16 protein-coding genes are annotated in these 26057 nt (G+C 46.9%); 1 reads left to right on the forward strand and 15 read right to left on the reverse strand.

The genetic code is table 11. The features are described 5' to 3' along the window. Positions 1-179 precede the first annotated feature (179 nt). The 10 genes from UNH61_RS18780 to UNH61_RS18825 form a co-directional block, all read right to left on the reverse strand. Positions 180-3452, reverse strand: coding sequence for a TonB-dependent receptor (locus UNH61_RS18780; protein ID WP_326993524.1), 3273 nt, complete (start codon positions 3450-3452; stop codon positions 180-182). Positions 3453-3462: 10 nt separating this feature from the next. Then, positions 3463-4452: a fasciclin domain-containing protein gene (locus UNH61_RS18785; RefSeq protein WP_326993525.1), complete on the reverse strand. Its 990-nt coding sequence runs from the start codon at positions 4450-4452 to the stop codon at positions 3463-3465. Between the two features lie 12 nt (positions 4453-4464). After that, positions 4465-5691 (reverse strand): hypothetical protein, encoded by a 1227-nt coding sequence (locus UNH61_RS18790; protein WP_326993526.1) that lies wholly within the window; start codon positions 5689-5691, stop codon positions 4465-4467. A 26-nt stretch (positions 5692-5717) separates the two neighbouring features. After that, a complete protein-coding gene (locus tag UNH61_RS18795; RefSeq protein WP_326993527.1) occupies positions 5718-6845 on the reverse strand; it encodes a fasciclin domain-containing protein in 1128 nt (375 codons plus the stop codon). A gap of 30 nt (positions 6846-6875) precedes the next feature. Continuing rightward, entirely contained in the window at positions 6876-8177 is a 1302-nt protein-coding gene (locus UNH61_RS18800) for a hypothetical protein (protein ID WP_326993528.1), read from the reverse strand. Positions 8178-8197: 20 nt separating this feature from the next. Beyond that, positions 8198-9883 (reverse strand): hypothetical protein, encoded by a 1686-nt coding sequence (locus UNH61_RS18805; protein ID WP_326993529.1) that lies wholly within the window; start codon positions 9881-9883, stop codon positions 8198-8200. A gap of 19 nt (positions 9884-9902) precedes the next feature. Beyond that, a complete protein-coding gene (locus UNH61_RS18810; protein ID WP_326993530.1) occupies positions 9903-13373 on the reverse strand; it encodes a TonB-dependent receptor in 3471 nt (1156 codons plus the stop codon). A 28-nt stretch (positions 13374-13401) separates the two neighbouring features. Next, positions 13402-14382 (reverse strand): FecR domain-containing protein, encoded by a 981-nt coding sequence (locus tag UNH61_RS18815; RefSeq protein ID WP_326993531.1) that lies wholly within the window; start codon positions 14380-14382, stop codon positions 13402-13404. Positions 14383-14442: 60 nt separating this feature from the next. Continuing rightward, positions 14443-15039: a sigma-70 family RNA polymerase sigma factor gene (locus UNH61_RS18820; RefSeq protein WP_326993532.1), complete on the reverse strand. Its 597-nt coding sequence runs from the start codon at positions 15037-15039 to the stop codon at positions 14443-14445. Between the two features lie 84 nt (positions 15040-15123). Beyond that, positions 15124-17556 carry an FtsX-like permease family protein gene (locus UNH61_RS18825; protein WP_326993533.1) on the reverse strand — a complete coding sequence of 811 codons (2433 nt, stop codon included), beginning with the start codon at positions 17554-17556 and terminating at the stop codon, positions 15124-15126. 248 nt (positions 17557-17804) lie between these two features. On the opposite strand from UNH61_RS18825, the gene UNH61_RS18830 reads away from it, so the two are divergent. After that, positions 17805-18686: an alpha/beta hydrolase gene (locus UNH61_RS18830; protein ID WP_326993534.1), complete on the forward strand. Its 882-nt coding sequence runs from the start codon at positions 17805-17807 to the stop codon at positions 18684-18686. A gap of 19 nt (positions 18687-18705) precedes the next feature. Here the strand turns inward: UNH61_RS18830 and UNH61_RS18835 are convergent, their stop codons facing one another. The 5 genes from UNH61_RS18835 to UNH61_RS18855 all read right to left on the reverse strand — a co-directional run bounded on the left by UNH61_RS18835 (position 18706) and on the right by UNH61_RS18855 (position 25964). Further along, entirely contained in the window at positions 18706-20292 is a 1587-nt protein-coding gene (locus UNH61_RS18835; RefSeq protein WP_326993535.1) for a Na+/H+ antiporter, read from the reverse strand. A gap of 120 nt (positions 20293-20412) precedes the next feature. Next, positions 20413-21342 (reverse strand): NAD(P)H-binding protein, encoded by a 930-nt coding sequence (locus tag UNH61_RS18840; RefSeq protein ID WP_326993536.1) that lies wholly within the window; start codon positions 21340-21342, stop codon positions 20413-20415. A 154-nt stretch (positions 21343-21496) separates the two neighbouring features. Next, a complete protein-coding gene (locus UNH61_RS18845) occupies positions 21497-22249 on the reverse strand; it encodes an SDR family oxidoreductase (RefSeq protein ID WP_326993537.1) in 753 nt (250 codons plus the stop codon). A gap of 1000 nt (positions 22250-23249) precedes the next feature. Further along, on the reverse strand, positions 23250-23786 hold the full coding sequence (locus UNH61_RS18850; RefSeq protein ID WP_326993538.1) for an ORF6N domain-containing protein: 537 nt from the start codon (positions 23784-23786) through the stop codon (positions 23250-23252). 402 nt (positions 23787-24188) lie between these two features. Continuing rightward, positions 24189-25964, reverse strand: coding sequence for a restriction endonuclease (locus tag UNH61_RS18855; RefSeq protein ID WP_326993539.1), 1776 nt, complete (start codon positions 25962-25964; stop codon positions 24189-24191). Positions 25965-26057 lie beyond the last annotated feature (93 nt).

Raw genomic sequence — 26057 nt, forward strand, 5'->3', positions numbered from 1 at the left:
GATATCCGTGAACCAGGATAATCTTGTATTGATTCATAAGCTCAGTTATTAATGAATGGTGAATATAGAATTAGGGATTGAGAATATAGCATGAAGAATCAGAGCGGAGACCTAAGCGATTGATAACATTTTTATCCGCTTAGGTCTCCGCTCTAATTCTATATTCTTAATTCCTAATTCTAAAATGAGTACCTCAGCCCCAGCTGCCCCTGTGCTCTTGAATTGAAATAATCAATCGAATACGCTTTTCCCGGATCCCCAAACCTATATACAGGATAGTTGCCCATATTCTGTTTCGGAGGGAACAGGTCCGGAGTTAAACCAACACTGGCTGTGGAGTTGAAGGTATTCGGAGAGAAATATACCCGGCCCCAGTTGCTGCTGATCAGGTTGGTCAGGTTCATGATATCCACCGTAAATGTGATGAACCGGCTGCTGTTAGCAAAGTGAAACTCCTGCGCAAAGTGCAGGTCGGCAGTAGTGTTCCAGGGAGTGCGCCCTGCATTTCTTTCTGTAAAGCCTCCTCTCCTGCTGCTGAGGTATTTGTTACCATCGATGTAGGTATTGAAAGCATCTGCCTGTTGTGCGGCCGTTACTACTGTACCGGCAGCATCGGAATAATCCTGGAAGAAACGAATCGCTTCATCCCGTTGGGGAATGTAGGCCAGGCTTACCTGCTGGGGCAATCCCTGTATGCTGTTATTGACGATACCGTAGGTAAACGGACTACCGGATTGCGCGCTCACAAAGAGGTTCATGCTGGTGGTCCATTTTGCATTCCAGGCGCGCTGGTATCCAACGTTAACGATTATACGATGACGGATATCGAAATTGGACCATGCCAGCCCTGCGTTATTGGGATTTAATGCCTGATTCAGCTGCCAGTTACTTTCCATGGAGTTCCGGATACCATTGAATGCGTCTTTAGAGCCGCCATAGGTATAGGCTACAGAGGCATTCAAACCTGTTTCGAATCTTCTGCTCACGGTTCCTGTTACTGCGTAGCGGTAACCCAGGCTGGTATTGCTCAACTCATAGGCGTTGGCAAAACGGGGATCGATGGCGCCGCTGTATACAGGCAGTTCATGGTTGGTATCGAAGCCATAATAGCGTGGATTGTCTTTGATATTGATCTGCTGGAAATATACGTCCTGGATCGTTTTTGTATACAAGCCTTCCATCCCCAACTTATAGCCAGCCGGTGTTGTGTAGTCCAGGGCAAGACTGGTACGCAACACCTTGGGCATGGCAAAGTTATTATCTACCAGATCCACCTGCGTTTTCCCTGCCTGAGGGCTATTCACGGCGGTACCATTCTTTGCAATGAAATCGGCTATGCCGTTAGCGCCCGGTTTAACAGGATCTGATCCGGCTGCAAAAGGTTGCTGATCGGCCTTCTGATCATAAGAGCCGTAGTTGATGCCTGTGTTATAAAATGCGTATCCAAGCCAGGCCAATGGAATCCGCCCTGTAAACAGGCCGGCGCCACCTCTTAATACCAGGCGGCCGTCGCTGGTCATATCGTATCGGAAGCCTATACGCGGCGATATCTGTACATGATTCAGATAGCTGTTAGTAATCCGGTTCATGGGCGTATACGTATAAGTGTTTCCGAAGTAGCTGTCTGTATAAGCATTTTTTACCTGTTCGCTCAGTGGCTGCTTATTGGGCACCATGCTGTAATCTGCACGCAGTCCCGGTGTTATGCGGAACCGGTCAGTGATTCTTATCTCATCCTGAAAATATACGCTCAGCATATCTACATCAAATACGGCCTCCGGATGTGAGAGAATATAATCCCTTGAATTGTTGTAGTAATTGTAATTGCCTCTCACGCGATATGGATTCCCATGCAGGTAGTCTTCTATGCTCAGGTAATCAACTCGTCCGTTCCATGAATTGACAAATCCATAGCTGATATGATACAATTCATTGTGCGTACCCAACAGCAGGGTATGTTTGCCTTTATGCCAGGTGAGGTTATCAGTGATTTCCCAGGTCCGTTGCTTCATATTAAAGATGGCAGCTTCCCTGTCGGTGCCCAGGTAGATGGTAGTTCCCGGGGTACGGCCCATGATCTGTATCTGGGGGAGTGATGGATCAGAGAGCGGATCGCGGTAATCGTGGATGGAAGTATACCCCACGATAAGGCTATTGGAAAAGCCGTTATTGAATTTTGTTTTCAGTTCGGCTACGGTAGAGCTCTGGTTATTGGTTTGGCGATAGGCCATAGCGCTGAAGCGAAAATCCATCTGGTCGCGGTCCATATTCACTGAACGCGAGAGAATTGTGTTGTTGCGTATGGATAGCTGATTGCGATCGTTGATGTTCCAGTCGAGCCGGTTGAAGTATTTCTCCGACCTGGCGTAACTGTTATATGCTCCTGCTGTTCCCGGATCGAAGATAGCGCCGTAATGGCCAAGTGTAAAATTGCGGATATCATCTGCGTCTTTCGCACTGAGTATCTGCGCGGTTTCCGGCTGGCCAGCCATCAACTGTGCCGGATCCTGGCGGCGGGTAATTTCTTCGTTCGTAAAGAAGAAAAGCTTATTCTTAATAATGGGAAAGCCTAAACGAATACCGGCCTGATAATCGTAAAAATCGTTGTTCATTTTGCCCAGCGAGCCGGTTTTATCCTTTCCGGTGATGGTGGCATTACGGCCGAACACATAAGCGGAACCCGTGAGTGTATTGGTACCGCTGCGGGTAACGGCATTGATGCTGCCACCGGTGAAGTTACCGATCTTCACATCGTAGGGAGCGAGGTATACCTGCATATCTTCAATAGCATCCAGCGAAATAGCGTTGGTACGTGTGCTGGAGCCGGGAGCGCCGGAAGTACCTGTGATACCGCCTGCAGAAGGACTGAAGCCGATGGCGTCGTTGTTGATAGCACCATCCACGGTGATATTATTGTAGCGGAAGTTGGTACCGGCAAAGCTATTGTCTTTAGAGCCCTGTGGCACGAGCCGGGTAATATCCTGCAGGCTGCGGTTCACGGTGGGCATGCTGTTCAGCTGTGTGCGGGTAATATTCTGGGCGGTGCCGTAGGTATTAGCCCTGCGGGTTGCAGGAGCCGATTGTATCACAATTTCCGCCAATTGCTTTTGTTCGCCGGCCAGCATGAAATTGAGCTGTTGCGGCTCTCCGAGGCGAACGGTCACCTGTTGCATGCTGTTAGTTTTTTTTCCGACCATGCTCACGGTAACGGTATAGGGACCACCGATACGCAATCCAGGCAGAAAGAAGCTGCCGGTTTTATCGGCGGTAGCGCTATAGGTAGTACCGGAAGGCTGGTGTATAGCCACCACAGTGGCGCCGGCCAGTGGCAGCCGGCTGCTGTCGGTCACTTTACCTATGAGGCTGCCGTCTGTCTGTTGCGCCATGGCGCCTGCGATCATGCAGCAACAAAGCACTACCGTTATCCAGATGGATTTAATACATTTATTCATTTCTGTTCATTTATTTTGTTAAAATCCTGGAAATGTTGTGTACTACTCCATTTCCTGCCAGTACATTTTTCCGGGAGAGTGTGGCCATGCCCGTTCCATTCTTTTGCAGATTGATATCGGAAAAGCGGCCAGGACGTAATGGATCATTGATCAGCGTAATGGTGGCAGTTGTACCATCGAGCAGTTGTTCTGTATAGTTGTTCGTTGTTACATCAGCTTTCAGGATATAATCGTATACGAAATTTCTGCCGTTGGCAATATGTGCCTTCACGATGCCTTGTAGTTTAACAGGATCCATTTTGTAGATGCTATCGGTGGTGGAGATGCCGATGGCCTGAAAGGCTGCATTTACCGGGGCGAATACCGTATAGGGACCGCCCGACTGATAAGCAGCAGCAAGGCCGCTTTGGATGATGGCAGCATTGAACAGGGAAAGCGCCGGATCTCCGGAAACAGCCTGCTGTACGTTGCTGTAGACGATGGGACTCAGTAAGCCATCCGTTACGTTTACCAATCCGTTGGCAGCTGGTTTGTCGAATGTATTCACGCGCACGCCGTTCACAACAACGGCGGTATCCCGACTGTTGCTCCAGTGGGTTACATACACCGATTGCCCGTTCATGGTAGCGAATGCCTGGTTAAAGGCCATGGGCAGGGAATCCAGTCGTACTGCGCCCTTCATGACATGATAGGGAATCATTGCCTTCATGGAATCCAGTGCTCTCATAATAGCGGCGCCGGTGGGCAAACCTGCTGCTATAAATGCATCGTTGGAAGGCCCCAACAAGGTATAAGGTCCGGGCATACTTAGCGTATCGTTGTAAGCAGTGGCCACCATCGCGTATTTGAAAAGTGTAAGACTGAAATTGGCATTCACCACTGCTGCGATACCATTTTTGGTATAAATATTCTCCGGTTCTACATGATCCTTCGCGCAGGCCGCTAACAGCAGTACCCCTGCCAGTATCCATCTCCCTAAAAAAAATCTTTTATAGTGCATATGTACTTTCTTTTATGGTGTGGGCAATAACAGGTTATCTACCCGGTGAATGACGCCGGTGAGCGTGGTGATATCAGAAGGACCAATTACAACGGCGCCACGTCCCTGCGGGGCATCCTGGCGATGTAGTACAATCTGGCCATTTTCCTGCCGGTACGTAATGGCACCCAGCGCGGTACTATTGTTCAGAGAAGTAGCGTAAGCATTACTGCGCAAACCAGCAGTGTACAGGTAGGCGTAGCCCGAATTAATACGCTGTATATTGATCAACAGCCGGTGGTTCACAAGGATAGAATCCATATTGGTGAGCATCCGCGTGAAAGACGGCGCAGCAGCCAGCGCAGAGTGATCAATGTAAGTATTAATGTCTGCAATGGAATTGAAACCGGCTTTTCTGAATGCATTGTTATCCGGCGCAAACACAATAGCCGCAGGGTCCAGTCCGGCTGTCAGATCCCCTCGCATCAATGTCAGGGCGCAAGTATCATTAAACTGGACCTCGTTTGTAAAAGACCCCAGGATTCCCTTTTTCTGGTACAGCGCATTGCTCTTTTTAAGCGCCGCCATATAGAAGCTGAAAGAAGTATCCGCTGCCAGTACCTGGTAACTTTCATAGAACGGTTTGGTGACCAGGCTGTCGATCAGGAACAAAGTACCGTTGACAGCAGGAATGCCAGCCTTGTGGCTTACTTCTTTTCCGTTGAGGCGTAGCACACCGGCAGATTGCCCTACACATAACCGGTAGTAGTACTGAAAATAAAAATTAAAAGGGTTAGGTACCTGTGTGCGTGTGAGCATTTCTCTATAAGTCAACGGGTAATAATTGGTTTCACCCAACAGACCATCGGCGCGGGCCGACACCCCTCCAACAACAGTAATATAGCGGACCAGCGTATCCAGTACAGCCGCCGGCATGGCATTGACTTTGTCCATTGTATAGCCGGCCGCTTCCCAGGCTTTGTTAACCGGCACAAACAAGGTATAGGGCGTATTAGGATTTATAGCATTCACGCTGTCCATGTATCGCTGTATGGTGGTGCGTTTGAAAGCTGCGCGGTAGATAGATGCTTCCGGGATGGAATCCAGCAGCGCTGCTAACTTACGGGTAACCGTGTTGGTATAGGGCAGCTCCGTTCCTACCGGTCTTGGCGGCTCTTCTGTTTTGGTGCAGGATACTGCGGTTATCAGCCAATGCAGGCAAATAACGTATATCCCTAACCGTAGGTAATCTGTTCTCATGATTTTTATTTTAGATAGACGGTCGCTTATTTTGTTACGTTGGCGGGCATTACCAGTATGTCTGCCATCGCGTGCACAATACCATTGGTACAGGCATAGTTGATATAAGTGCCCTTGAAGGTGGTCACAGACAAAACAATCCGTGATTCTCCCAGGAAATTGGTACCCTGATCGCCCCAGGGATTAGTGATATAAGGCCCTGTCCCCACCGGGTTGTTAATGGAGGCTGATGCCGCGGTAACCACGCCTACCCCTGCTCCAAAGGCCGACTGGCAGACGATCATTTTATATTGGGGCGACGGCGTGGTAAATGCCAGGAAAAACACGCCTGACGGTGGCGGCAATTGTATCATATCGAGGATAAAGATATGGTTGGGTGTGAGGAAGTAACCACCAAATACCACCGGATCATAAGAGCTGGTGGCCATCCGGCTGATGCTGTCGAGCGTCATACCACGGTGCTCGAAACAGGAATCCTGCGGTGCAAAAACGGTGAACGGTCCGTTACCGGCCAGCTGATCCCAATATCCGAATTTCGTCAACCCCGCTACCAGGTGGGAATATTGCGGTCTCGACTTCAGGAACTCCTGCACAGTAACCGGCAATACTTTCAGCGTAGTAATCAGTGGATAGATCACTCCATTCAGCTGCGTAATCCCAAATTTCACAGCAGTTGCATTTCCCAGAGCCGGCTGTGGCTGCACCACCACACCATTTACGGCCAACGGCGTGCCAACGGTAGAGCGAGACACGTACAACCGGGCGCCATTCAGGTTTTCATAACGGTTGTCTGACGACAATGGAATATCACTGTAAAAAAGTTTGACAGGCAGAATATGTGTTCTCACAAAATACCGCAAACTGTCTGTCGGCCATTTATCAAAATCGGCCGGCTGGTAGATACCGTCTTTATTGAAAGCACTGTTTACCGGCGCCAGTACTGTAAAAGCGGATTCCGCCCTGTCCAGGCTGTCGGCCAGTCCTGCTTTGCGTACAGCGGCGACAAACAAAGAGAAATCGAAGTTATTACTGAGATAACCGGTGATAGTACCAGTACCCTGCCCCTGTTGCACCGATTCAAAGTCCGGTTTTTTACAGGCAGCCACCAATAGCAGTAGCAGTACGATCCAGCATAAATATTTTCGTATAGTCATTTAAGTTATATTTTCTGATTTATAAATACATCAATTGGATGGGGGTGGATAATTGCGCTGCACACTCATCATATACACCTGGTTATTGATGATCTCGATTGAGCTGATCGTGGCAAAAGAGCGCTGGGCATATTGGCCGGAAGCGGTGTATTTGATCAGGTTGGGCAGCCAGCAGCTGGCGAGACATTGGGTATTGCCCAGGCGGGGAACGCTTCTGATGGCGGCGCGGGACGTAGTGCCTTTGCCATCGTTGCTGCCGTTACTGCAGCCGATAGCGCCAAATCTCGCATTGGCCGCCCCCAGGCCATAGTTTCCGGCTACGGCCAGCTGTCCGGGCATCGGGGTCAGTCCGGGTTGCATGAGAATAAACAGCTCCCACTGCCGGCTCAGAATGCCACCTGTAGTATCCGGCGCCGCAAACATGGGTACACTGTAATAAGGGGCTACACCTGCGGTGAGAGAACGAATCACCGTACCCAGCCAGATATTGTTGTAGCCCGGTATTAAAGCAGTACCTGTTGGCGAGCCGTCGGCATAGGGATAAGAGCAATCATCTTTATAAAGAGAATAATAAAGATTCATCGTATCGCCATAAGCGGTGCATTTGTTATAGGCGTTATAATAGAATGCAAGACCGCGGGGAGCCACACCGGGATTGGCGGCAGCATACCCTGCTGCACTCAGGTTATAGATGTTGACATACAACATCGAATCAGAGAAAGGCACTTTAGCAAACTGCTCCTGCCGCAGGTACAGCGTTACCGGCAAGGGGTATTGCGTGGCTACTGTTTTCTGCAACACCTCCATGGTGTAAATCTCTCCCGGTGTAAAATCAATGGTGCTGTCTATCAGCAGGCTTTTGCGGTCGCGCTCCTGCAAACTGAAGAACGGCATTTCGCTGATCGGGCGGCTGTAAAATAACACCCGGTGCCTGCCCGAAGGAATCTGTGCCCAGCTGGAGAGATTGATGCCATTCAGGATCGGGCCAACCAGCACCTTCTTGCTACCCGGGTATTCCGTATTGCGATAAGAGGTATTACCTGCATTAGCCGGATAAGGAGCGGCGTAAGCGCTGCGTTGATCCAGGTGATCGCCTACTATTTTTCCGCCGGTGATCAGGCCGGTAGCATCGTACTCCGGGTCTATCACCATCGTCAGGAAAGGCGGCGGCTGGTCTTTCGAAGTTACGTTCACATCGTAGTTAAGGCTGTTGAACACCCGCAGGTAGGCTGCTTCCGGGATCACGTTGTATGTTGTTTTGCGACAACCGGCCACTATCAGCAGCAGGCAGCCCAACACAAACGGTATCCTGTTAATATGGAAATGTGTCATCGTATAGTTACTTGTCTTTGTTACTGGTTATGTTTTATCACGATCATATGCGGATGTCTGCCCGCATTGTTACGCCCGATCAGTGCCACCGTATATACACCCGGCTCAGCACCGTAGTTGCCGTTCAGGAAGAAGGCAGATGGCATCTTTACAAAATCAGCGGCCGTTAACACAGGAACAGTCGTGAGCCTGTCGCCCGGCAGCACACCGGGTTGTGAACGGTAAGCCTGCACATTGCCCCCGGTAACAATTTGCAGATCCACATAAGGATACGGCACGGCGGAAGGAGACGGCGCCTGCCCGGGTTGCAGGTGCTGCGCTGCCACGGCAGCGGAGAAATTCGATTCCTGGAACAGCGCACCGTTCACATTCGTGAATGTTACTTCGGGCAATTCCGGGCAAAGGTTGAGGAACCTGGTTTGTACCAGCATTCCGAATTTAAGCGGATCGTATATGTTGTTGGCCCCGTCGGAACCATCTACGTTGGTACCAATAGCCCTGATACCGCCCATGTTGTTGGACGTTACTGTGAGGGCGGCTGCGTTGTCGCCGGTAGGATACACCCATACCGTTTGGTTATCGCCACCTTTCAGGTCTATATTTTTTTCGATTATTGCTTTTCCGGAGACGTCAGTGATGATGATATGGTGACGTCCTGCCGCCAGCGTTATATAATCCCCGGCTTTCCCATAAGACACTGCCGGAGCATTATTTCCATCTACCTGTATATGTAATCCGCCTTCTCCTTCAAAAGCAGCATTCACTACCTGTATACGGCTATAGGTGACATTTGCCGGCGGGTCAATATCGGTGATGATGGAAAATGTATTGAGTGCCAGCGGATATTCTTTATACTTATATCCTGAAGTTCGCGCTACCGCTATCGTATACACGCCGCCGGGCTGGAAAGTTTGTACAGTACCGTAGTATACCTGCGTTCCACCAAGAGAATAATTATCATTCGAAAAAGCCTCTGTGGGTGTAGGTGGTTTACCGGGGATTTGCAAGCCCGAGCCGTCAATCAGCACTTTGAACTGGTAAGTACCATAAGGCAACTCAACGTAGTTGGACCAGGTATGATTGGTAATACCTGAAGTAACACTGCTTACCGGCGTTCCATCTGCAAAGGCCAATGTAAGTCCATTGGCGCCGCCATTACCTATCGCTGTACAAAGATTGACCAGCCGGATACGTATATGCGATGGATCAGCCGGCAGTGCCGTAGTACGCGGTACACGGGTAGCGCTGTACATTCCTAAATGATCCACAGCACTGGTTCCCAGGTAATAATCGGAAGGCTGGTAATAATCGTCCTTTACCACAAAAGAATCTGCCAGGAAATCGGGCATGGAAGATCCTCCCGGGTTGCCCGTTTTAATTTCCGCCTGTCCCTTACTGTCAAGGAATTGCTGGGGCAGGTACCAGGTGCTGTTCAATTTACCATTGGCTGGAAAATACGGTGTAGGATATGGTACGTTCGGTACCGGGCTTGTGGGCAGCGTAAAGTACCAGTTGGTTACTTTGATACCATTCACCATTACATCCCAGGAATCGAAGGTAACCAACCTCACGGTCGATTTCGCCATATTGCTGTAATCAGGTTCATTACCTGCCCGTATGTCCGTTTTGTTTTTGCTGCAGGCGGTGACCAGCAATGCAGCGGCGAACATAGTATGAAAAAAAGCTTTTGTAGTTCTAATGCTCATATTTTGCAGGAATTATTTTTTAGAAGAGATTGTAAGTAAGGCCCAGCATATATTCCGTACCACGGCGGTAGCTTCGTCTGATATACTTTGTGCCATAGTATTTGCCGCCGGTACCCGGGTTGCTGTACACCTCTTCATATGCGCTGTTGAGTAAGTTTTTGGCGTATCCTTTTATCACCAGTCTTTTTGCAATTTTCTGGCTGAATACAAAATCCAGTATTGGTGTAGGCCGGCTGTAGAGGTCCGGTGCACCATCCATGTTCACCTGTATCAACCGCTCTCCTACCATGTTAAAAGTGGCGGTCAGATCGGTGCCCAGTTTTTCGTTGGCGTAATTCAGGAAGCCATTGATGGAATAAGGCGCCTGCTCGAAGAGCGGACTTTTCTCGGGCGATTGCCGGTCGATGATACGCGCTGCATCCAGGCGTTCATTATTTTTACGCACATTGCTGGATGCCACCATCAGGTTGGAGCCCAGGAAAAAATTGCGCAATGGATACCACAGCAAACCGAGGTTCTTCACTACTTCCAGCTCTATTCCCCACACATGCCCCGTGTTCGGGTTGTTCTGATAAGCCACCGTAGGGAATTCCGGGTACAGGGCATTCACCCCGTCTGAATTCTGTATAAATACTTTCTCCAGCTGATTGCTGATTTCTTTGGCGAAGAAAGACGCCGCCAGTACTTCACCTTTATTGGGAAACCACTCCCAGCGGAAGTCGTAGCTTTTCGTCTGCTGATTAACGAGGCGCGGATTACCTACTACCAGTGCCTGCTGGAAAGGATCGAATTCAAACACGTTGGTCAGTTCCCGTATTTCCGGGCGCGCCAGTGAAGTACCGTAAGCGAGGCGGAAATTCATGTCGTCGTGCAGGGAGTACGTGAGGTTTGCAGAATAATACGGTTTGTATTTAGTGGTGTATTTAGATACCGGGTCGATATACACGAGGTTTATTCCGCCTTCCGAGAGCGATGGGTCAATGTAAATGCCTGAGGTATCCACCTTGCTTTGAATATTGGTTTTTTCAAAACGCACCCCGCCAGTGAGACGCAGATTTTTGAGGAGATGCAGATCCAGCATACCATAGAAAGCATTAGTCTCATAAAAGCCTGTATAGTTGTTTGGTGATTTCCTGATATTATAAAGAAAACCGCTGGCCAGGGGCATGCCTTCCGGTGAGGAGGATGTAGGCAGATGAATACCTACCTGGTCGTATCCTACAAGGCGATCGAGGTTGCCGTACACCAGGTACATGGGGTATTGCTTCAGTGTTGAGAAGTTGGAGCCAGGCAACGACAATACGTTTTCGGAGAAGTTACGCTCGCGATACAGATAGTTCGCGCCTATTTTAAACAGCTGGTCCAGGCCATGTATCCCAAACGGGAAACTTACATCCGCCTTGTAGTTATAGTTCGTTTCTGTCATCCCCCGAAAACGGCGTCCGTTAGGATCGGCCTGTATTTTACCATAGGGGCCAAAGCCGTTTACATAGCCGGATACCTGTGCGTAGTAGTCGGTTACGCCCATATAATGTGAACCATTCACATCGGGAGTGGGTACCCCGTAGTAACCGCCACCGGCGGGCCTGTAATCGGCGAGATTGATAAAGCGATAATCCGGATCGTCCTGCACGGAGCGGGAAGAGGCGCCGTTGTAACTAAGGCGGGGCGCATATTTTCCGTCGCCGAATTTATGCTCACCCTGGAGATTGTAGGTATTGAAGGTGCGGTAAGTTTGTTTCAGCGAATAGATATTGCTGTACACCGGACCAGTAAGGCCGGTAACATAGGCATACTGCCCCGTAAGGCTCGTAGCCTGCGTTTCACCACCCCAGCTACCCATGTATTGAAAACTGATTTCATGATTAGGATTGAAACGATAGGCCAGTCCACCCAGCAGACCGTAGTTCAGCATTTGCGTACCGGTATTTTCTCTATAACCAACATACTTCCCCAGGTTGGGCGTATTGGGCGTAATGTATGCAGGGATGTTACGCGACTCGTCGATAGACGGGTTGCCGGTCATCACGCCCTGGTAGATGCTGTATTGATTCAGTGTACCATCAGACACATCTGTAGTGCGGTTGTAATAGCTACCGCTGAGAATAAGCCCCAGCTTATGTTGCCGGAACAATGAAAAGGAATTGCCATAGGTTATGTTGTAGATGCCGTTTAACGGTGCTTTTTTATAGCGGGTAGTCAGTACCGGATCGAACTGGTGCATGATACCATTGATGCGGTTGACCTCCGACAGCAAAGCAGGATCATTTTTAGCTCCTGATGCCAGCTGCTGGATCTGTGAAAGCCCGCCAGGATATTGTTTACTGAGGTCCAGGAAATTCTGCTGCAGGTCGTGGGATTTGATTTTGCTACCCCAGAATCCCATGTCGCTGTTATAGAAGCTGTTCACCTTACCACCGAATCCTACATTGGAATTCATTCCTGTTTCTGCAGTGAAGCTCAGCGTTTGTTTCGTGGGAATAGATAGTGTTTTCAGTTCCACAATTCCACCGGAAGCATCGGCAGGTTTATCGGGTGTTACCGTTTTGTATACCACGATATTATCCAGCAGGTTGGCTGGTACGAGATCGAGCGGAATGGTGCTTCTGTCGGGGTCGGAAGAAGCCAGGCGGATGCCGTTCAGCTCTCCTATCACACTACGATCGCCGAGGCCTCTTACGGCCACATACTTATCGTCGGTGATGGTAACCCCGGAAACCCGTTGCAGGGCCTGCGTAGTGGTGATGCTGGCCGTTTTCGCAATATTTTCGGCCGAGATCCCGTCTGATACAATGGCGGCGTGCTGCCGTTCATTGAGCAGGGCGGCCTCGCTGTTCATACGGCGGCGGGAAGATACGGTTACACCGGACAATGTTCTGTTATCTGCTATCATTTTCAGGTCTACCGCAGTATGCGGGTAAGCGGTGATCACCTGGCTGGCGTAGCCTGCGCGGGAAAAGATGAGCAGGTCGTGCGCAGCTTTTGAGCGTAGCTGGAAGTCGCCGTTGCCATCTGTTGAAGCGGAAACATGGCTTTCCTGGGCATATACCTCTACATGTGGCACCGGCTTACCGGTTTTAGCGTCTGTTATATGTCCTTTGAAGACATGTAACGCCGTAGTATCTCCGTTTAGTGGTGCTGACGCAGTAGTTACCTGTACGGACACACTGTTACCAGATACCCTGAAGTCGAGCGGCGCCACCACCTTGAGTTTTTGCAGTGCCAGCCCCAGTGTTCCGTTGGCGAGGAAAGCCGCTACTTTGATCCGGCCGAGTTCTGAGGCGGTATAGTAGAATGAGCAGCCCGACTGATGACTCAACGCAGTGATGATTGCCAGGGCGGTAGTATTTTCCAGCCTGAGATCCACTTTTTGTTTAAGGCTGCCTAATTGCGCCTGACCGGTATGTACCAGTTGCAGGAACAGTATGGTCAATAGCATGGCCTTAAGGAACCGGCTATATGCCAATTTCTTTCTAATCTTATGATCCATTTTTAAACTTGTTGAATAAGGGTGGTGATTACCGCTTGTTTATATATACAATTCCGTTTTTAGTGGTATACGTTAGTTTATGTATGAAAAGGATATTGTCGAGTACTGTTTGCCATTTATCAGGACTGAAATCGCCCGTAACTCTCTTATGTTTTACCAGCTCCTTATCGTATTGCAGGGCGATGCCATACTTATAGGCGAAGCGGTCCAAAACATCCGACAGCGGCAGTTCTTCGAAGATCAGGTGTCCGTTCAGCCAGTTGCGGACCATGTTGGCAGAGAAAGGCACCACGCCCCATTTTTTATTTCCTTTTGAATAACGCAGCATTTCATTGGGGTGCAGCAGGGTGTAGTTATTGGTATGTATATCTTTTACCGCTACGGCACCATGCACCAGCGCTACCCTGATTTCAGCTTCACCCGGGTAGGTTTCTATATTAAAGGCGGTACCGAGTACGCGAGTTTCGATGTTCTCCGATGCTACAATAAAAGGCCGTGCATCATCTTTGGTGATTTCAAAATAGCCTTCGCCGGTGAGTCTCACACAACGGTTTTCTTTATTGAACAGGTCTTGTACATATTCGAGTTTAGAGCGTGCATTGAGCCATACTTCAGAGCCATCAGGCAGTTTAATATGTTTGGCATCTCTTTCAGTGGCAGCAATAGCGGTATAGATGGGATCTTTCTGCTGGCGGTTTCTGGCGCCACGGTTGATAAAGAACCAGGAAGCAATGGCCAGCAGTACTACTGCGGCGGCAGCTTTCCACATTGTCAGGACTTTTAACAATGCATTCCTGCGGGAAGGCTGCACGGGAGTGGAAGATGCGTCCATAATCCGGGCAAGCATTGTGATTTTGGCCGTCTGCAGCTCTTCTTCCGAAGCGGTTGCCGGGTCGGATACATCCATCGACAGCATCCACTGGCGGATCATGTCTTTTTCCGTTTCGCTGGCAGTTCCGTTAAAAATGCGGTTTAAAATTTCACCTGGTGTTTGTTTATCTGGCTCCATACAAACAGTTAGAGCACAACCTGGAAAAAGTCCCGGGTATCTTACGTTAAGAAATTATTATCAACCCTGATCTTCCAGGAACCACAGGATCAGTGGCAATAAAGCAGTGGCAGGATAGGAATTGGCGAAGTCTTTCAGCCGGCGCATAGCGTCGCTGAGCTGGTTTTTCACTGTTTTGGGTGCGATGGCGTAGAGGTGGGCTATTTCTTCAATGGACTTGTTTTCGTAGCGGTTCAGGATAAATATCTGTTTCATACGTTCCGGCATGCGATCGAGCTCTCCCATGATGGCGATATTAATAGCTTCCAGTTCAGCTTCCATATCACGGGCATTGTATCCGGGGTCGGTACACAGTTCATTTTCAAGATAAGTCTGAAAATGCTGCAAATGTTTTTCGTTCAGTCCTTTTGAGCGCAGGAAACCGAAGATCCTGTAATAGAGGCAGGTGATCAGGAAAGACCTGGTTTTTGCGCCCTCCAGCTGAAGGAACGGGAATTGCTGCCATACATAAGTAAAGGTATCCTGTACAATATCCATGGCGTCCTGGGTATAGCCGATCTTTTTATTGGCAATCCGGTAAAGGGTATCCCAATAAGCCAGGTAAATCTCCTTAAATAAAATCCCGTTGGCCGTATCGTATTTTGTTGAAGGTTCCATTGGCAGACAGTAGGGCAAAAGTAAAATAGTTGGGGTTAGATGGTATGTTAAGAATTCATTAAGAGGTGCCCTATGCCCACCTTTTTATTCCGTCTGTAAACTCTTCACCGGATTTGCCAGCGACGCCTTCACTGCCTGAAAACTCACGGTAAGCAACGCTACCAATACGGCTGCGGATCCCGACAAAAGAAAAATCCAGGTCGATAAATCAGTCCGGTAATTATAATGCTGCAGCCAATGGTGCATGAAGTACCAGGCCACCGGGATAGCGATGAACAGGGAGATGAACACCAGCCGTACAAATTCTCCCGACAACATACTCCATATATTCATCACAGATGCGCCCAGTACTTTCCGGATACCGATTTCGCGTGTTCGTTGTTCAGCCATATAGGATGCCAGTCCGAACAATCCCAGGCATGAAACAACAATGGCAAGCGTTGCAAAAAATCCCGCCAGTTTACTGATCCTTTCTTCAGCCAGGAATTTCATATTGTAGTCGTCGTCTGCAAACGTATAGTCAAAGGGAGCGGCAGGAATCAGTTTCTTCATGGTGGCTTCAATCTTTGCCAATGCAGGCTTCAATGCCACACCGGGCTTGATTTTAATCAGGATCCAACTGACTCCGCCATTGTGTCCTTTCTGATAAAATACGATTGGCTTGGCGTTGTCGAACGGCGACTCCATAATCATATCTTTCACAACACCGATAATTTTATAACGGAGCACCTGCGATTTATTCGCCCACCAGGTCCAGGTTACATCCGTTCCTACCGGATCTTTCAGCCCCATTACTTTCATTGCCGATTCATTAATAATCATCGCCATTGAATCATTGGCAAATTCCCGGGAGAAGTCGCGGCCCTGTATGAACTGCCATCCTATTGTTTTACCATATTCCGGCGAAACCGCCAATGTACCAAACTGTTCTTCTTCTGCCCGGTCATTGCCCGGCCAATGGAAACCGGCGTTACCGGATGCGATTTCCGTTACCTTTCCCATCGACTCTGAAAACCCGGCCACAACGCCGGTTTCCAGCAGTTCATGTCTGAGAAGGTCATATTTTCCGTAAAAGTCGTCCGACTTCATTTGCACCATCAATAAACCATCCCGTGAATATCCGGCAGCCCGTTCTTTAGCGTGCATTATTTGCCTCGCCACAATGATGGTACAATTGACCAATGTAATTGACATGGCAAATTGAAATACAACCAGCACCTTACGGGGCATAGCTGATCCATGCCCTTGCAGGAAAGAGCCCTTCAACACTTTAACAGGATTGAATGAAGAAAGAAATATTGCGGGATAGCTGCCTGCTATAAGTCCGGTAACAATAATAAACGCCACGCTAATGCCCCAGAAAGCTGGCTGTTTCCAGGGAATCAGCATTTGTTTTCCTGTCAATTGGTTGAACCAGTCGACCGAAAGAGTAGCCAGCAACAATGCGAACAGGAATGCCAATGCAGTGATGGAGATTGACTCAGCAAAAAACTGCCAGATCAGTTGCCTTCTTCCGGACCCAACTGCTTTGCGTATTCCCACTTCGCGGGCTCTTTTACTACTGCGGGCGGTGCTGATATTCATGAAATTGATACAGGCAAGCAGCAGTACAAATACGCCGATCAATGCCACCATCCAAACCATTTGTGCCGGTTGAGCAGTAGCGCTCTTTCTATCGTGATTATGAAGGTGCCAGTCTTTCATAGGCTCCAGCACTGGTTTAGGCTGATAACTCAGCAGCTGGCGGTAATTGTCGTCATCTATTTTTCTGATATGTTCAATTTCAACATTTGCTATCTGCTTATCAATAGCCTGAAAGGTACTCCCAGGCTTAATTTCAGCAAAGAGCTTCAGGAAGTGGTTAGTCCAATCGCTTTGCGCCCATTTTTCAATCCAGTCGTTCTCACTCACCCAGAGCGGGAAAGGTGCGATGAACTTAGTTTGGGCAAGATCCGTGTTCAGGGGCAGGTCTTCATAAACCCCGGTGACTTTCACGTTTGATTTATTATTGATGAGCAGCATCTGATTCACAGGATCTGCATTTCCAAACAATGCCCGTGCAGTAGACGCGGCAAGCAGTATTGAGTGCGGATCCTGCAAGCCATTACGGCTTCCGCTGATCATTTTCAGGGAGAACATATCCGGAGCCGGATCATCCATGTACTGGCCAACGCTGGATATTCTCTTATCTTTTGCAGCAAGGATACATTCCTGCGCAGAAGATGCCCTGACTAAACGGGCAAACAGGTCACTATAGTTAGTTTTCAATTCACCGGCAAGTGGATAAGAGAGCGTGGAGCTTATCTGCGGTCCTTCTTTCATGACTCCAGTTAATGAAACCTTCGCAATACGGTCGTAGTTCTCATGGTATTTATTAAACGACAGTTCATCATATAACCATAGACCGGTAAGGATGACCACCGCCATTCCCAGGGCAAGTCCACTGACATTGATAACTGAAGATGTGCTGTTCTTTATGAACATCCTCCATGCAGTCTTGAGATATATTTTGAACATAATAGTATAGATTTACTGGTGTTAATATTGTGCAGCAACAATGCCAATAGCCAGGTTGGGTATACGATATTGATTATCAGGGTGCTTGATATACCAAGTACCGGCAGGTGTTCGTTTTCGAAACAGCGCTGTTCATTTCCGGACAACATTGTCATATACGGATTATATTGCTACGTGGGTAATGATTTCATCTAATCACGAAAAAATAGTTAGCTTTAAACTACACAACCTAATATAGATACTATTATATGAAAACAACAACTATATTAATAAGCGTACTGGCTATTTTATCGGCCTGCAATAACGGACGCAGCACAATTTCTTCAGCCTCCCTGTCAACAGAAAAAATAAAAGTAGCAGACCAGGGAGTAAACATTGTATATGATGATAGCAAGACAGGAGACACCACCTTGTTATTTATCCATGGCTGGGGCATTAACAGGGGTTACTGGGCAGATCAGGCGGCTCACTTTAGCGGAAAATACCGCGTAGTGACCCTCGACCTGCCAGGTTTCGGAGAATCGGGGAAGAACAGGAAAAGTTGGACGGTGGCAGATTTCGCCCGGGATGTAAATTCCCTGATGGGCGCATTGGCATTGAAGCATGTTATCCTGGTCGGGCATTCTATGAGTGGCGCTATTGCGCTGGAAACAGCGTTAACGGATACAGGCCGGGTAATAGCAGTAGTAGGTATCGATAATTTCAAAAACGTGGGAACTGCGGAAACGGCCCAGGAAGAAAAAGAAAAAGCAGACTTTTATAAAGCCGCGCGGATGGATTATAAAAACACCGTAAATAAATTTGCGGCGATACTTTTCTCATCGTCGACCGACAGCCTGGTTCGTCGCAGGGTGATGAACGATATAGACAGTGCTGATCCGACTATTGCGATAGATTGCCTGGAGGGGTCAGATGCGTATTCGATTGACGCAAAACTTCCGCAGTTAAAGAAGACGCTGTATTTGATTAACAGTGACTATATTCCTACAGATACGAGTGGATTTCTGAAGAATAAGATTGATTACAGTTTATTCCGGATGGGTGTTACGGGGCATTATCCTATGATTGAGGATCCTAAGGAGTTTGACCGGTTGTTGCAGCAGGTGATAGATAAGGTGGGGCGGAGATAGGGATGGTAATTCCCATTGCCTACAAATATTTAAGCTTCTCCTCCTCAATGTCTATCTGATATAAATATCTCCTGATCACATCTTCATCAAATCTCGGGTCCGTCTTATTCTTATTCACCAGCCATTTCCGCTGATGACCCAGGATTTCCTGATACACGCGCTTGCCTGTAGCTGTCATTTCAAGTGTTCCTTCCTGAGCGCTGATGTCAGTCCACCTTTCGGCCAACCGTTGCAACACTGGGTGGGTGGCCAGCTGATCATGATAATCCGCCTTAAGGCGGCGCAAGGCATCTTTGGCTAATTCTTTCCGGATGGCAGTTTCAGCTTCTTCTTCCGGAAGATAATCATCGAAGGAGGGCAGCGTAATCTTTCTGATTAAAAAAGGAAGCGTGAGCCCCTGTAGCAGTAAGGTAACCAGGATAACAATAAAAGTAATGAACAGGATCAGGTTCCGCTGAGGAAATGGGATAGTACCTGCTTTATCCAGATAAACTGGTATCGACAAGGCAGCAGCCAGCGACACCACGCCTCTCATGCCCGTCCATCCCATGATAATGGGTACCTTGTAACCTGGATTTCGTGTATCCGCTACCGTGATAAAATTGCGGGCGATCAGGGTAACGATCACTGCGCCATAGGCAGACAAAATCCTCACAATAATCAACACGGCGGTTATCGTTAATCCATATCCCATTGCCTCGGAAAAGCTTATCCCCTGCTGTTTCAGGCCGGCTGTAATTTCCGGCAGGTCTAAACCAATCATCAGGAAAACGATTCCATTCAATACGAATATCACGCTTTCCCAGAAATTGATGCCCCGTAAACGGGAGGTGCTACTCAGAAAATGATGCCGCCTGTTGGATAACAACAAGCCACCGCTCACTACCGCAAGTACGCCCGAGCTGTGTACTTCTTCCGCCAAAATATACATCACGTAAGGGGTAATAATCGTCATGATAATGTCCATATTGGCATCCGTAGGCAGGTACCTGTGTAATTTCATAAATATGATTCCTACCAGGATACCGATGCCAATCCCTCCTATCAGCATCCAGCCAAAACTCAATGCTGCATGGTACCAGATAAATTGCCCGGTGCCAACGGCTACCATAGCGAAGCGCAATATGATCAACGATGAAGCGTCATTCAGCAGGCTTTCGCCTTCCAGTATCGACGACATTCGTTTGGGTACCTTCACAAATTTCAGGATGGCTCCCGCACTCACCGCATCAGGAGGTGATACGATACCACCCAGCACAAATCCCAATGCCAGTGAGAAACCGGGAATGAAATAGTTGGCAGCAAATGCCACAGATAATGCGGTCAGAAATACTACCACAAATGCAAAGCTGCCGATGATCCGGCGCCAGCGCCACAATTCCTTCCAGGATATTGCCCATGCCGCTTCATATAACAATGGTGGCAGAAAGATGATGAAAATGAGCTCAGGATCTATATGTAATACGGGAATGCCGGGGATCAGGCTTATCAGTAAACCGGCCATCACCAGCAATACAGGATAGGCTACCTTTATCCGGTTCGCCAGCATTATCAGCAATATGATTGCCAGTAACAGGGCAAGATAGAAAGGAAAGTGCTCGAGCATCTACATCAGAATTTGGATATAATATACTAACTGTTGGGGGATTAATTGCACAACTGAACTAATTAAAATAGCCTGTATAAACATTGTGCTTATACAGGCTTCTTATTATCTGATGGGAATTTATTGTGCCAGCCTCTCCACTGTTTGCTTCACTGCCAGGGCATTCGTCAGCGGTGTATAATTAAATCGTTTGTTGAATTTACTGCTGTCGAAATAGTAGTCACGATCATACTGATAAAGCATTTCATAAATCTCTTTCAGGATCTGGTCGGCCGCACCCAATTCTTTTATAGTGTCGGCGGAGAGTAGCTGGAATTTATCACTCTTCCCCATTTCAGCTGCGAATAAGCGGATCCATTCAGCACCGGTAACCGGCTGAGGATCGGTTGGCAGGTTCCATATTTGTCCGTATGCATCGTTGGTATTTCCGAGTATAGCCGTTCCTTTTGCCAGTTCCGGCGTATAGCCAACACTGTGAATTACCTCAGCGTTGCACAACCAGGCAGCTTCTTTATCGTTCAGCAGATTGTCGTAGATGAGATTCATCGTCAGGCTTTTGCCTTTGATATCGCTAAAGAAGTCCGGGGCACGGGCGATAATCGCTTCCAGGTTCCGGTTCCCGATACTGTCGAGGATAGTCTGATCTACCTGCATTCTTACCTCTCCCTTTTTACTAACCGGACTGAAGGGCGATTCTTCGGTGATGTGTTTAACATTGTCGCCGCCGATAGCATATACGTTGTCAAAGAAAACCAGTTTGGCGCCATATTCCAGGCAGGCATCTATTACATTTCGTATCAGCAAGGGCCATTGTACCTGCCAGATGGCGATGTTGTATTCAAATCCGACGGTGAGGTATACGATGCTGCTACCTTCAATAGCTTTAAAAACCTGCCAGCGGTCGGACAAATCGGCCTTGAATACTTCATCGGAAGGATTTACTTGCCGGGGATTTCGTCCAACAAGACGAATATCTTTAGTATAACCTGATAACTCAGCTGCCAGTTCGATTCCGATTGCGCCTCCTGCTCCTAAAATTGTCTGTTTCATCTTTGTCCTGTTTTAAGTTTATGTCCTGATTATTTTGGTGATATCAGATTAATACATCGAAGTTAATCAATATTTAAATGCAAAAAAGGCCGGACAGGAGCCCGGCCCGTTTTATTAAGGAGCAACCTTCATCATAGCAACAACATCCTCAATGCTATTGTATCAGGTAACCACCGTCGACCGGCAGGTATGCTCCAGTACAGAAACTGGCATCATCGGATGCCAGGAAAAGAAATACTTTGGCTATTTCCTCGGGTTTTCCGAGCCTTTTCATGGCGTGTTTTGATTCCATATAGGCTCTGTACTCTGCGCCTGAGGCGGAATTATCCATCAGGAGCGGCGTTTCGATATACCCCGGGCCGATAGCGTTTACACGAATATTATTGGTTGCATTTTCGAGCGCAGCCACTTTCGTTAAGCCAACAAGACCGTGTTTGGAAGAGGCGTAAGCGGCAATCCCCTGCTCTCCTACCTGGCTCATAATTGAGCCCATATTAACGATAGCGCCGCCACCCGGTTGTTTGCGCATTTGAGCAATCTGGTATTTCATACCGTAGAACACGCCACTGAGGTTGATGTTCAGCACCCGCTGCCATTCTTCGATTGTCTTTTCATGCAATAGCGAGGCATCAACAACGCCGGCGTTGTTAAGCGCTACGTCGAGAGAACCAAAAACAGCCACTGTTTCAGCAACTGCCCGCTCCACTTCTTCGGGCCTGGATACATCGCATTTCACAAACCGGGCATCCGTGCCTTCTTTCAGGATTTCGTTTAAGGCTTCCTGATTTTCTTTAACGTCTGCGACCATTACGCGGGCGCCTTCCCGGGCAATTAAGATGGCGGCTGCTTTTCCAATGCCAGAGTTTCCGCCGGTAATAAAGGCTACTTTATTTGTAAAACGGTTCATATTAGTAATGATGTAGTTTTTCAAATTTAGGTATTCGTTGGAAGTGGGGTGATAGTGAAAGAGGGGAAATGCTTGTATAAAGGAGTGGGATTAGTTGTAGATTTTATAACTTCTCACGAGAGACAACATCCGGATATAAAAAAGGCGGTAAGAATACCGCCCTCCAATATTTTAACCATATTATATGTAAAACCTGATACAAAGATATGCCCACGATTTACATCCCGGAATGTGATTTCGTAAACGCGATGATCGGCTAAAGTAACGCTGAAAAAGCGAGGCTGTTAACCAGCTATTAACAAGTATTTCGTTCAACTCCGGCAATTATCCGCATTCTCACAAAAACTCCACTCACATATGGACATAAAAAAAGGCGGTAAGAATACCGCCCTCCAATATTTTAACCATGTTATATGTAAAACCTGATACAAAGATATGCCCCCGATTTACATCCCGGAATGTGATTTCGTAAACGCGACGATTGGCTAAAGTAACGCTGAAAAAGCGAGGCTGTTAACCAGCTATTAACAAGTATTTCGTTCAACTCCGGCAATTATCCGCATTCTCACAAAAACTCCACTCACATATGGACATAAAAAAAGGCGGTAAGAATACCGCCCTCCAATATTTTAACCATGTTATATGTAAAACCTGATACAAAGATATGCCCCCGATTTACATCCCGGAATGTGATTTCGTAAACGCGATGATCGGCTAAAGTAACGCTGAAAAAGCGAGGCTGTTAACCAGCTATTAACAAGTATTTCGTTCAACTCCGGCAATTATCCGCATTCTCACAAAAACTCCACTCACATATGGACATAAAAAAAGGCGGTAAGAATACCGCCCTCCAATATTTTAACCATATCCTATGAAAAACCTGATACAAAGATATACCCCTGATTTACATCCCGGAATGTGATTTCGTAAACGCGATGATTGGTTAAGGCAACGCTGAAAAAATGTGGCTGTTAACCAGCTATTAACAGTATCAGTTGATTTATTGGTTATGACGGGTAAAACCAATTTTGTTAAGCGGCTCCTGCAGTGGAGTAAGCAATTCTTTAAGGTATTTAAAAATTAGCTGTATTTCGGCATCGTGGTCGGTCGACTTCCTCTCCAACTGTTCCAGTTTTAATAAAACATCCTTATGTGTCGATAACATTTCCCGCATCTTCACGAAAATTTCAATAATGCGGATACTGACCTGTATGGCCCGATCGCTGCGCAGCACGTTTGCCAACATCAATACCCCATGTTCAGTAAAAACGTATGGGAAATAGCCACCCAGGTGCTTTTTGGAAGGTATCGCAAATTGCGATACCATGTTTTCCACCTCTTCATCTGTCAGCTGGAACATAAAATTCTCAGGGAACCGACTCATATTACGTTTAACCTGTTCTCTCAGCCGTATAGGTTTTACATCATATAACTCAGCCAGATCACGGTCTAACATTATCTTATGTCCCCTGACATAATAAATCTTACTGATGAGAATCTCATCAGTAAGCATGACTTCTTTTCGTTCGTTATTCATGATTAAATGATAAGGTTAACAATGCCTACCTCTTCCTGTACTTTAGGCTTCATATAGGTAGTGTATCTTATATACACCAGAAAACGCTACCACGTCACATTCCTGACACTATCTTTCTGTTTTGGATAAACAAGCCAATTAAAAAAGGCGGTAAGAATACCGCCCTCCAATATTTTAACCATATCCTATGAAAAACCTGATACAAAGATATACCTCTGATTTACATCCCGGAATGTGATTTCGTAAACACGATGATTGGCTAAGGCAACGCTGAAAAAACGAAGCTGTTAACCAGCTATTAACAATAACCTTCACAGGTTTGCTGCTGAATTCCCATGTTAACAGGATAATATCTACGTCGCCAAAATCAGTCTGTAATCTGAGTAAATATGTTTAAGATTATTATTTTGAACTTTGTTTTGCCTCTCTAAGATCTATTCTTGCATTATGACCATGCTTTTGGAGTAAATAAAGAAGATTAGCTCCATTCATCAGCGTAAGGGGCTTCCCTTTAACAAATTCATACGCATCCGGACCAAAGTCAGCAGTGGTAACTAAAATGCCCTTAGTAGCACCTTCATTCATAACAGTTCCATATAGATCTCTTACGGCGGAAACACCTACTGTATTTGTATAACGTTTAGCCTGGATAACGATTTTACCTCCCCGAATCGGATCCGGATCAAAAGCAACGGCATCCACTCCTCCATCGCGACTTGCCTGCGTCACCTTAACTTCACCGCCATTTGTGCTAAATTCCTTTCCAAATACTTCCCGGATGAGATGTTCGAAGTCTTCCCAATCCATAGAAGCCAAATTGGTTGAACTATCGAGAGAGTCTGCAACATCATAGGAATTAATGAATCGAGCATCAGTTCTGCTTATCTGAAGTATTGGTTGCACAGGGGTTAATCCGCTAAGTTTACTACTTCCAACACCTTTTAGATTTTTAAAACAGATCTTGGGATCCACATGCCCAAGATCAATCTGCATAAACTCGTCTTTTTTCACCTGAATTGTAAGAACACAATTGTTCTCTCTGTTTCCATTTGCTCTATTTACAGCATTGACCCATCCGTTAAACGAAACTGCATCAATCGCGTTTGCAGCATCGGATTCGAATATTTCATGTATAGTTCTTAGTGTAATTTTATACATCACGGCATCAAACATCTTCTGTATCTGAACTTCGGATACAGGATACTCTTTAACCTCACCTTTTACTACTTTAACTTCTGCTATATTCGGCAATTGTTCCTGATTAGGAAGGGCATAGTCAATTACCAATATTTTTGTTTCCGGATTATAGTCAAGTTCGAAACTTTTGGGGAATGACTCAGGATATTTGGAGTTATTTAATACAAGATCGCAGTATTCCAACAGAGAACCTGCCTCTTTTTTAAAATACCCCTCTTTGAGAAGTGTGACTTTATAATTAGCCTCTTCCCGACGCTTCAGAAATGCGGCCTTCTCCTGGCTCCATTCTTCAACTTTTTGCGCATTACGTTGTTTTATCTTTTCAATTTCTTTATCGTATTTAAGAAGATCATTATTATTCTTTTCTTTAATGGCACTATTCTCACGATCTAGACTTTCACAAATCTGTTTCCATTTATCCAGCGCATGCTGATATTGACCTTCTGCCTGCTGAAACTTCGCATCCTTCTTTGACTTTATAAGACCATCCAAAAAGGTAAGCTTAGGCTGGAACTCATTTATATCAGGCTGTTGCGGATAGGATAACACCGATGGTGCCAATGGCTTGCGCACTGCTGAAATCAACCTGGGCAGATCGTCACCCGGATAGGGAACACTAAATCTCGTCTTATCTTTCAACATTTCCCAATCAACAGTGTCGTCAATATCCAACGTATAGATCAAAATATCATCTATTTCCTTCAAGGCATCACGCGCTTCTTTATTTCGTTTGTCTGCATCCCTTAAAATTTCCTCCTTACTACGTACAACATTTTCTTTATTAACTATTTTGCTCCATCTTTCATTGAGTTTAGCTATATGGGCATTTACTTTATTCTGTAAAATTAATTGATGATCGGATGACAATACTTTGTAATCATTCAAGCCTTTATGTGTAATCTCAGCAATATATTTTGTTTTCAGCGTGCGTGTTCCAGTGTATTCTTGTCTATGCTTTATTTGAATCTGACTTGCTACCATACGGGTCTAGGGTTTATGAAAAGGGTTAATAATAAAACGCCGAAGATACAGCATATTTCGGACTAGACATTGACAGATGCTATTTGAGCTATT

This window comes from Chitinophaga sp. 180180018-3, from assembly GCF_037893185.1.
Classification (GTDB): Bacteria; Bacteroidota; Bacteroidia; order Chitinophagales; family Chitinophagaceae; genus Chitinophaga.

What these genes read in the sequence shown, in the direction of transcription:
- UNH61_RS18780 (WP_326993524.1), bottom strand. Translation starts at nt 3,452, where the DNA reads ATGAATAAATGTATTAAATCCATCTGGATAACGGTAGTGCTTTGTTGC.
- UNH61_RS18785 (WP_326993525.1), bottom strand. Translation starts at nt 4,452, where the DNA reads ATGCACTATAAAAGATTTTTTTTAGGGAGATGGATACTGGCAGGGGTA.
- UNH61_RS18790 (WP_326993526.1), bottom strand. Translation starts at nt 5,691, where the DNA reads ATGAGAACAGATTACCTACGGTTAGGGATATACGTTATTTGCCTGCAT.
- UNH61_RS18795 (WP_326993527.1), bottom strand. Translation starts at nt 6,845, where the DNA reads ATGACTATACGAAAATATTTATGCTGGATCGTACTGCTACTGCTATTG.
- UNH61_RS18800 (WP_326993528.1), bottom strand. Translation starts at nt 8,177, where the DNA reads ATGACACATTTCCATATTAACAGGATACCGTTTGTGTTGGGCTGCCTG.
- UNH61_RS18805 (WP_326993529.1), bottom strand. Translation starts at nt 9,883, where the DNA reads ATGAGCATTAGAACTACAAAAGCTTTTTTTCATACTATGTTCGCCGCT.
- UNH61_RS18810 (WP_326993530.1), bottom strand. Translation starts at nt 13,373, where the DNA reads ATGGATCATAAGATTAGAAAGAAATTGGCATATAGCCGGTTCCTTAAG.
- UNH61_RS18815 (WP_326993531.1), bottom strand. Translation starts at nt 14,382, where the DNA reads ATGGAGCCAGATAAACAAACACCAGGTGAAATTTTAAACCGCATTTTT.
- UNH61_RS18820 (WP_326993532.1), bottom strand. Translation starts at nt 15,039, where the DNA reads ATGGAACCTTCAACAAAATACGATACGGCCAACGGGATTTTATTTAAG.
- UNH61_RS18825 (WP_326993533.1), bottom strand. Translation starts at nt 17,556, where the DNA reads ATGTTCAAAATATATCTCAAGACTGCATGGAGGATGTTCATAAAGAAC.
- UNH61_RS18830 (WP_326993534.1), top strand. Translation starts at nt 17,805, where the DNA reads ATGAAAACAACAACTATATTAATAAGCGTACTGGCTATTTTATCGGCC.
- UNH61_RS18835 (WP_326993535.1), bottom strand. Translation starts at nt 20,292, where the DNA reads ATGCTCGAGCACTTTCCTTTCTATCTTGCCCTGTTACTGGCAATCATA.
- UNH61_RS18840 (WP_326993536.1), bottom strand. Translation starts at nt 21,342, where the DNA reads ATGAAACAGACAATTTTAGGAGCAGGAGGCGCAATCGGAATCGAACTG.
- UNH61_RS18845 (WP_326993537.1), bottom strand. Translation starts at nt 22,249, where the DNA reads ATGAACCGTTTTACAAATAAAGTAGCCTTTATTACCGGCGGAAACTCT.
- UNH61_RS18850 (WP_326993538.1), bottom strand. Translation starts at nt 23,786, where the DNA reads ATGAATAACGAACGAAAAGAAGTCATGCTTACTGATGAGATTCTCATC.
- UNH61_RS18855 (WP_326993539.1), bottom strand. Translation starts at nt 25,964, where the DNA reads ATGGTAGCAAGTCAGATTCAAATAAAGCATAGACAAGAATACACTGGA.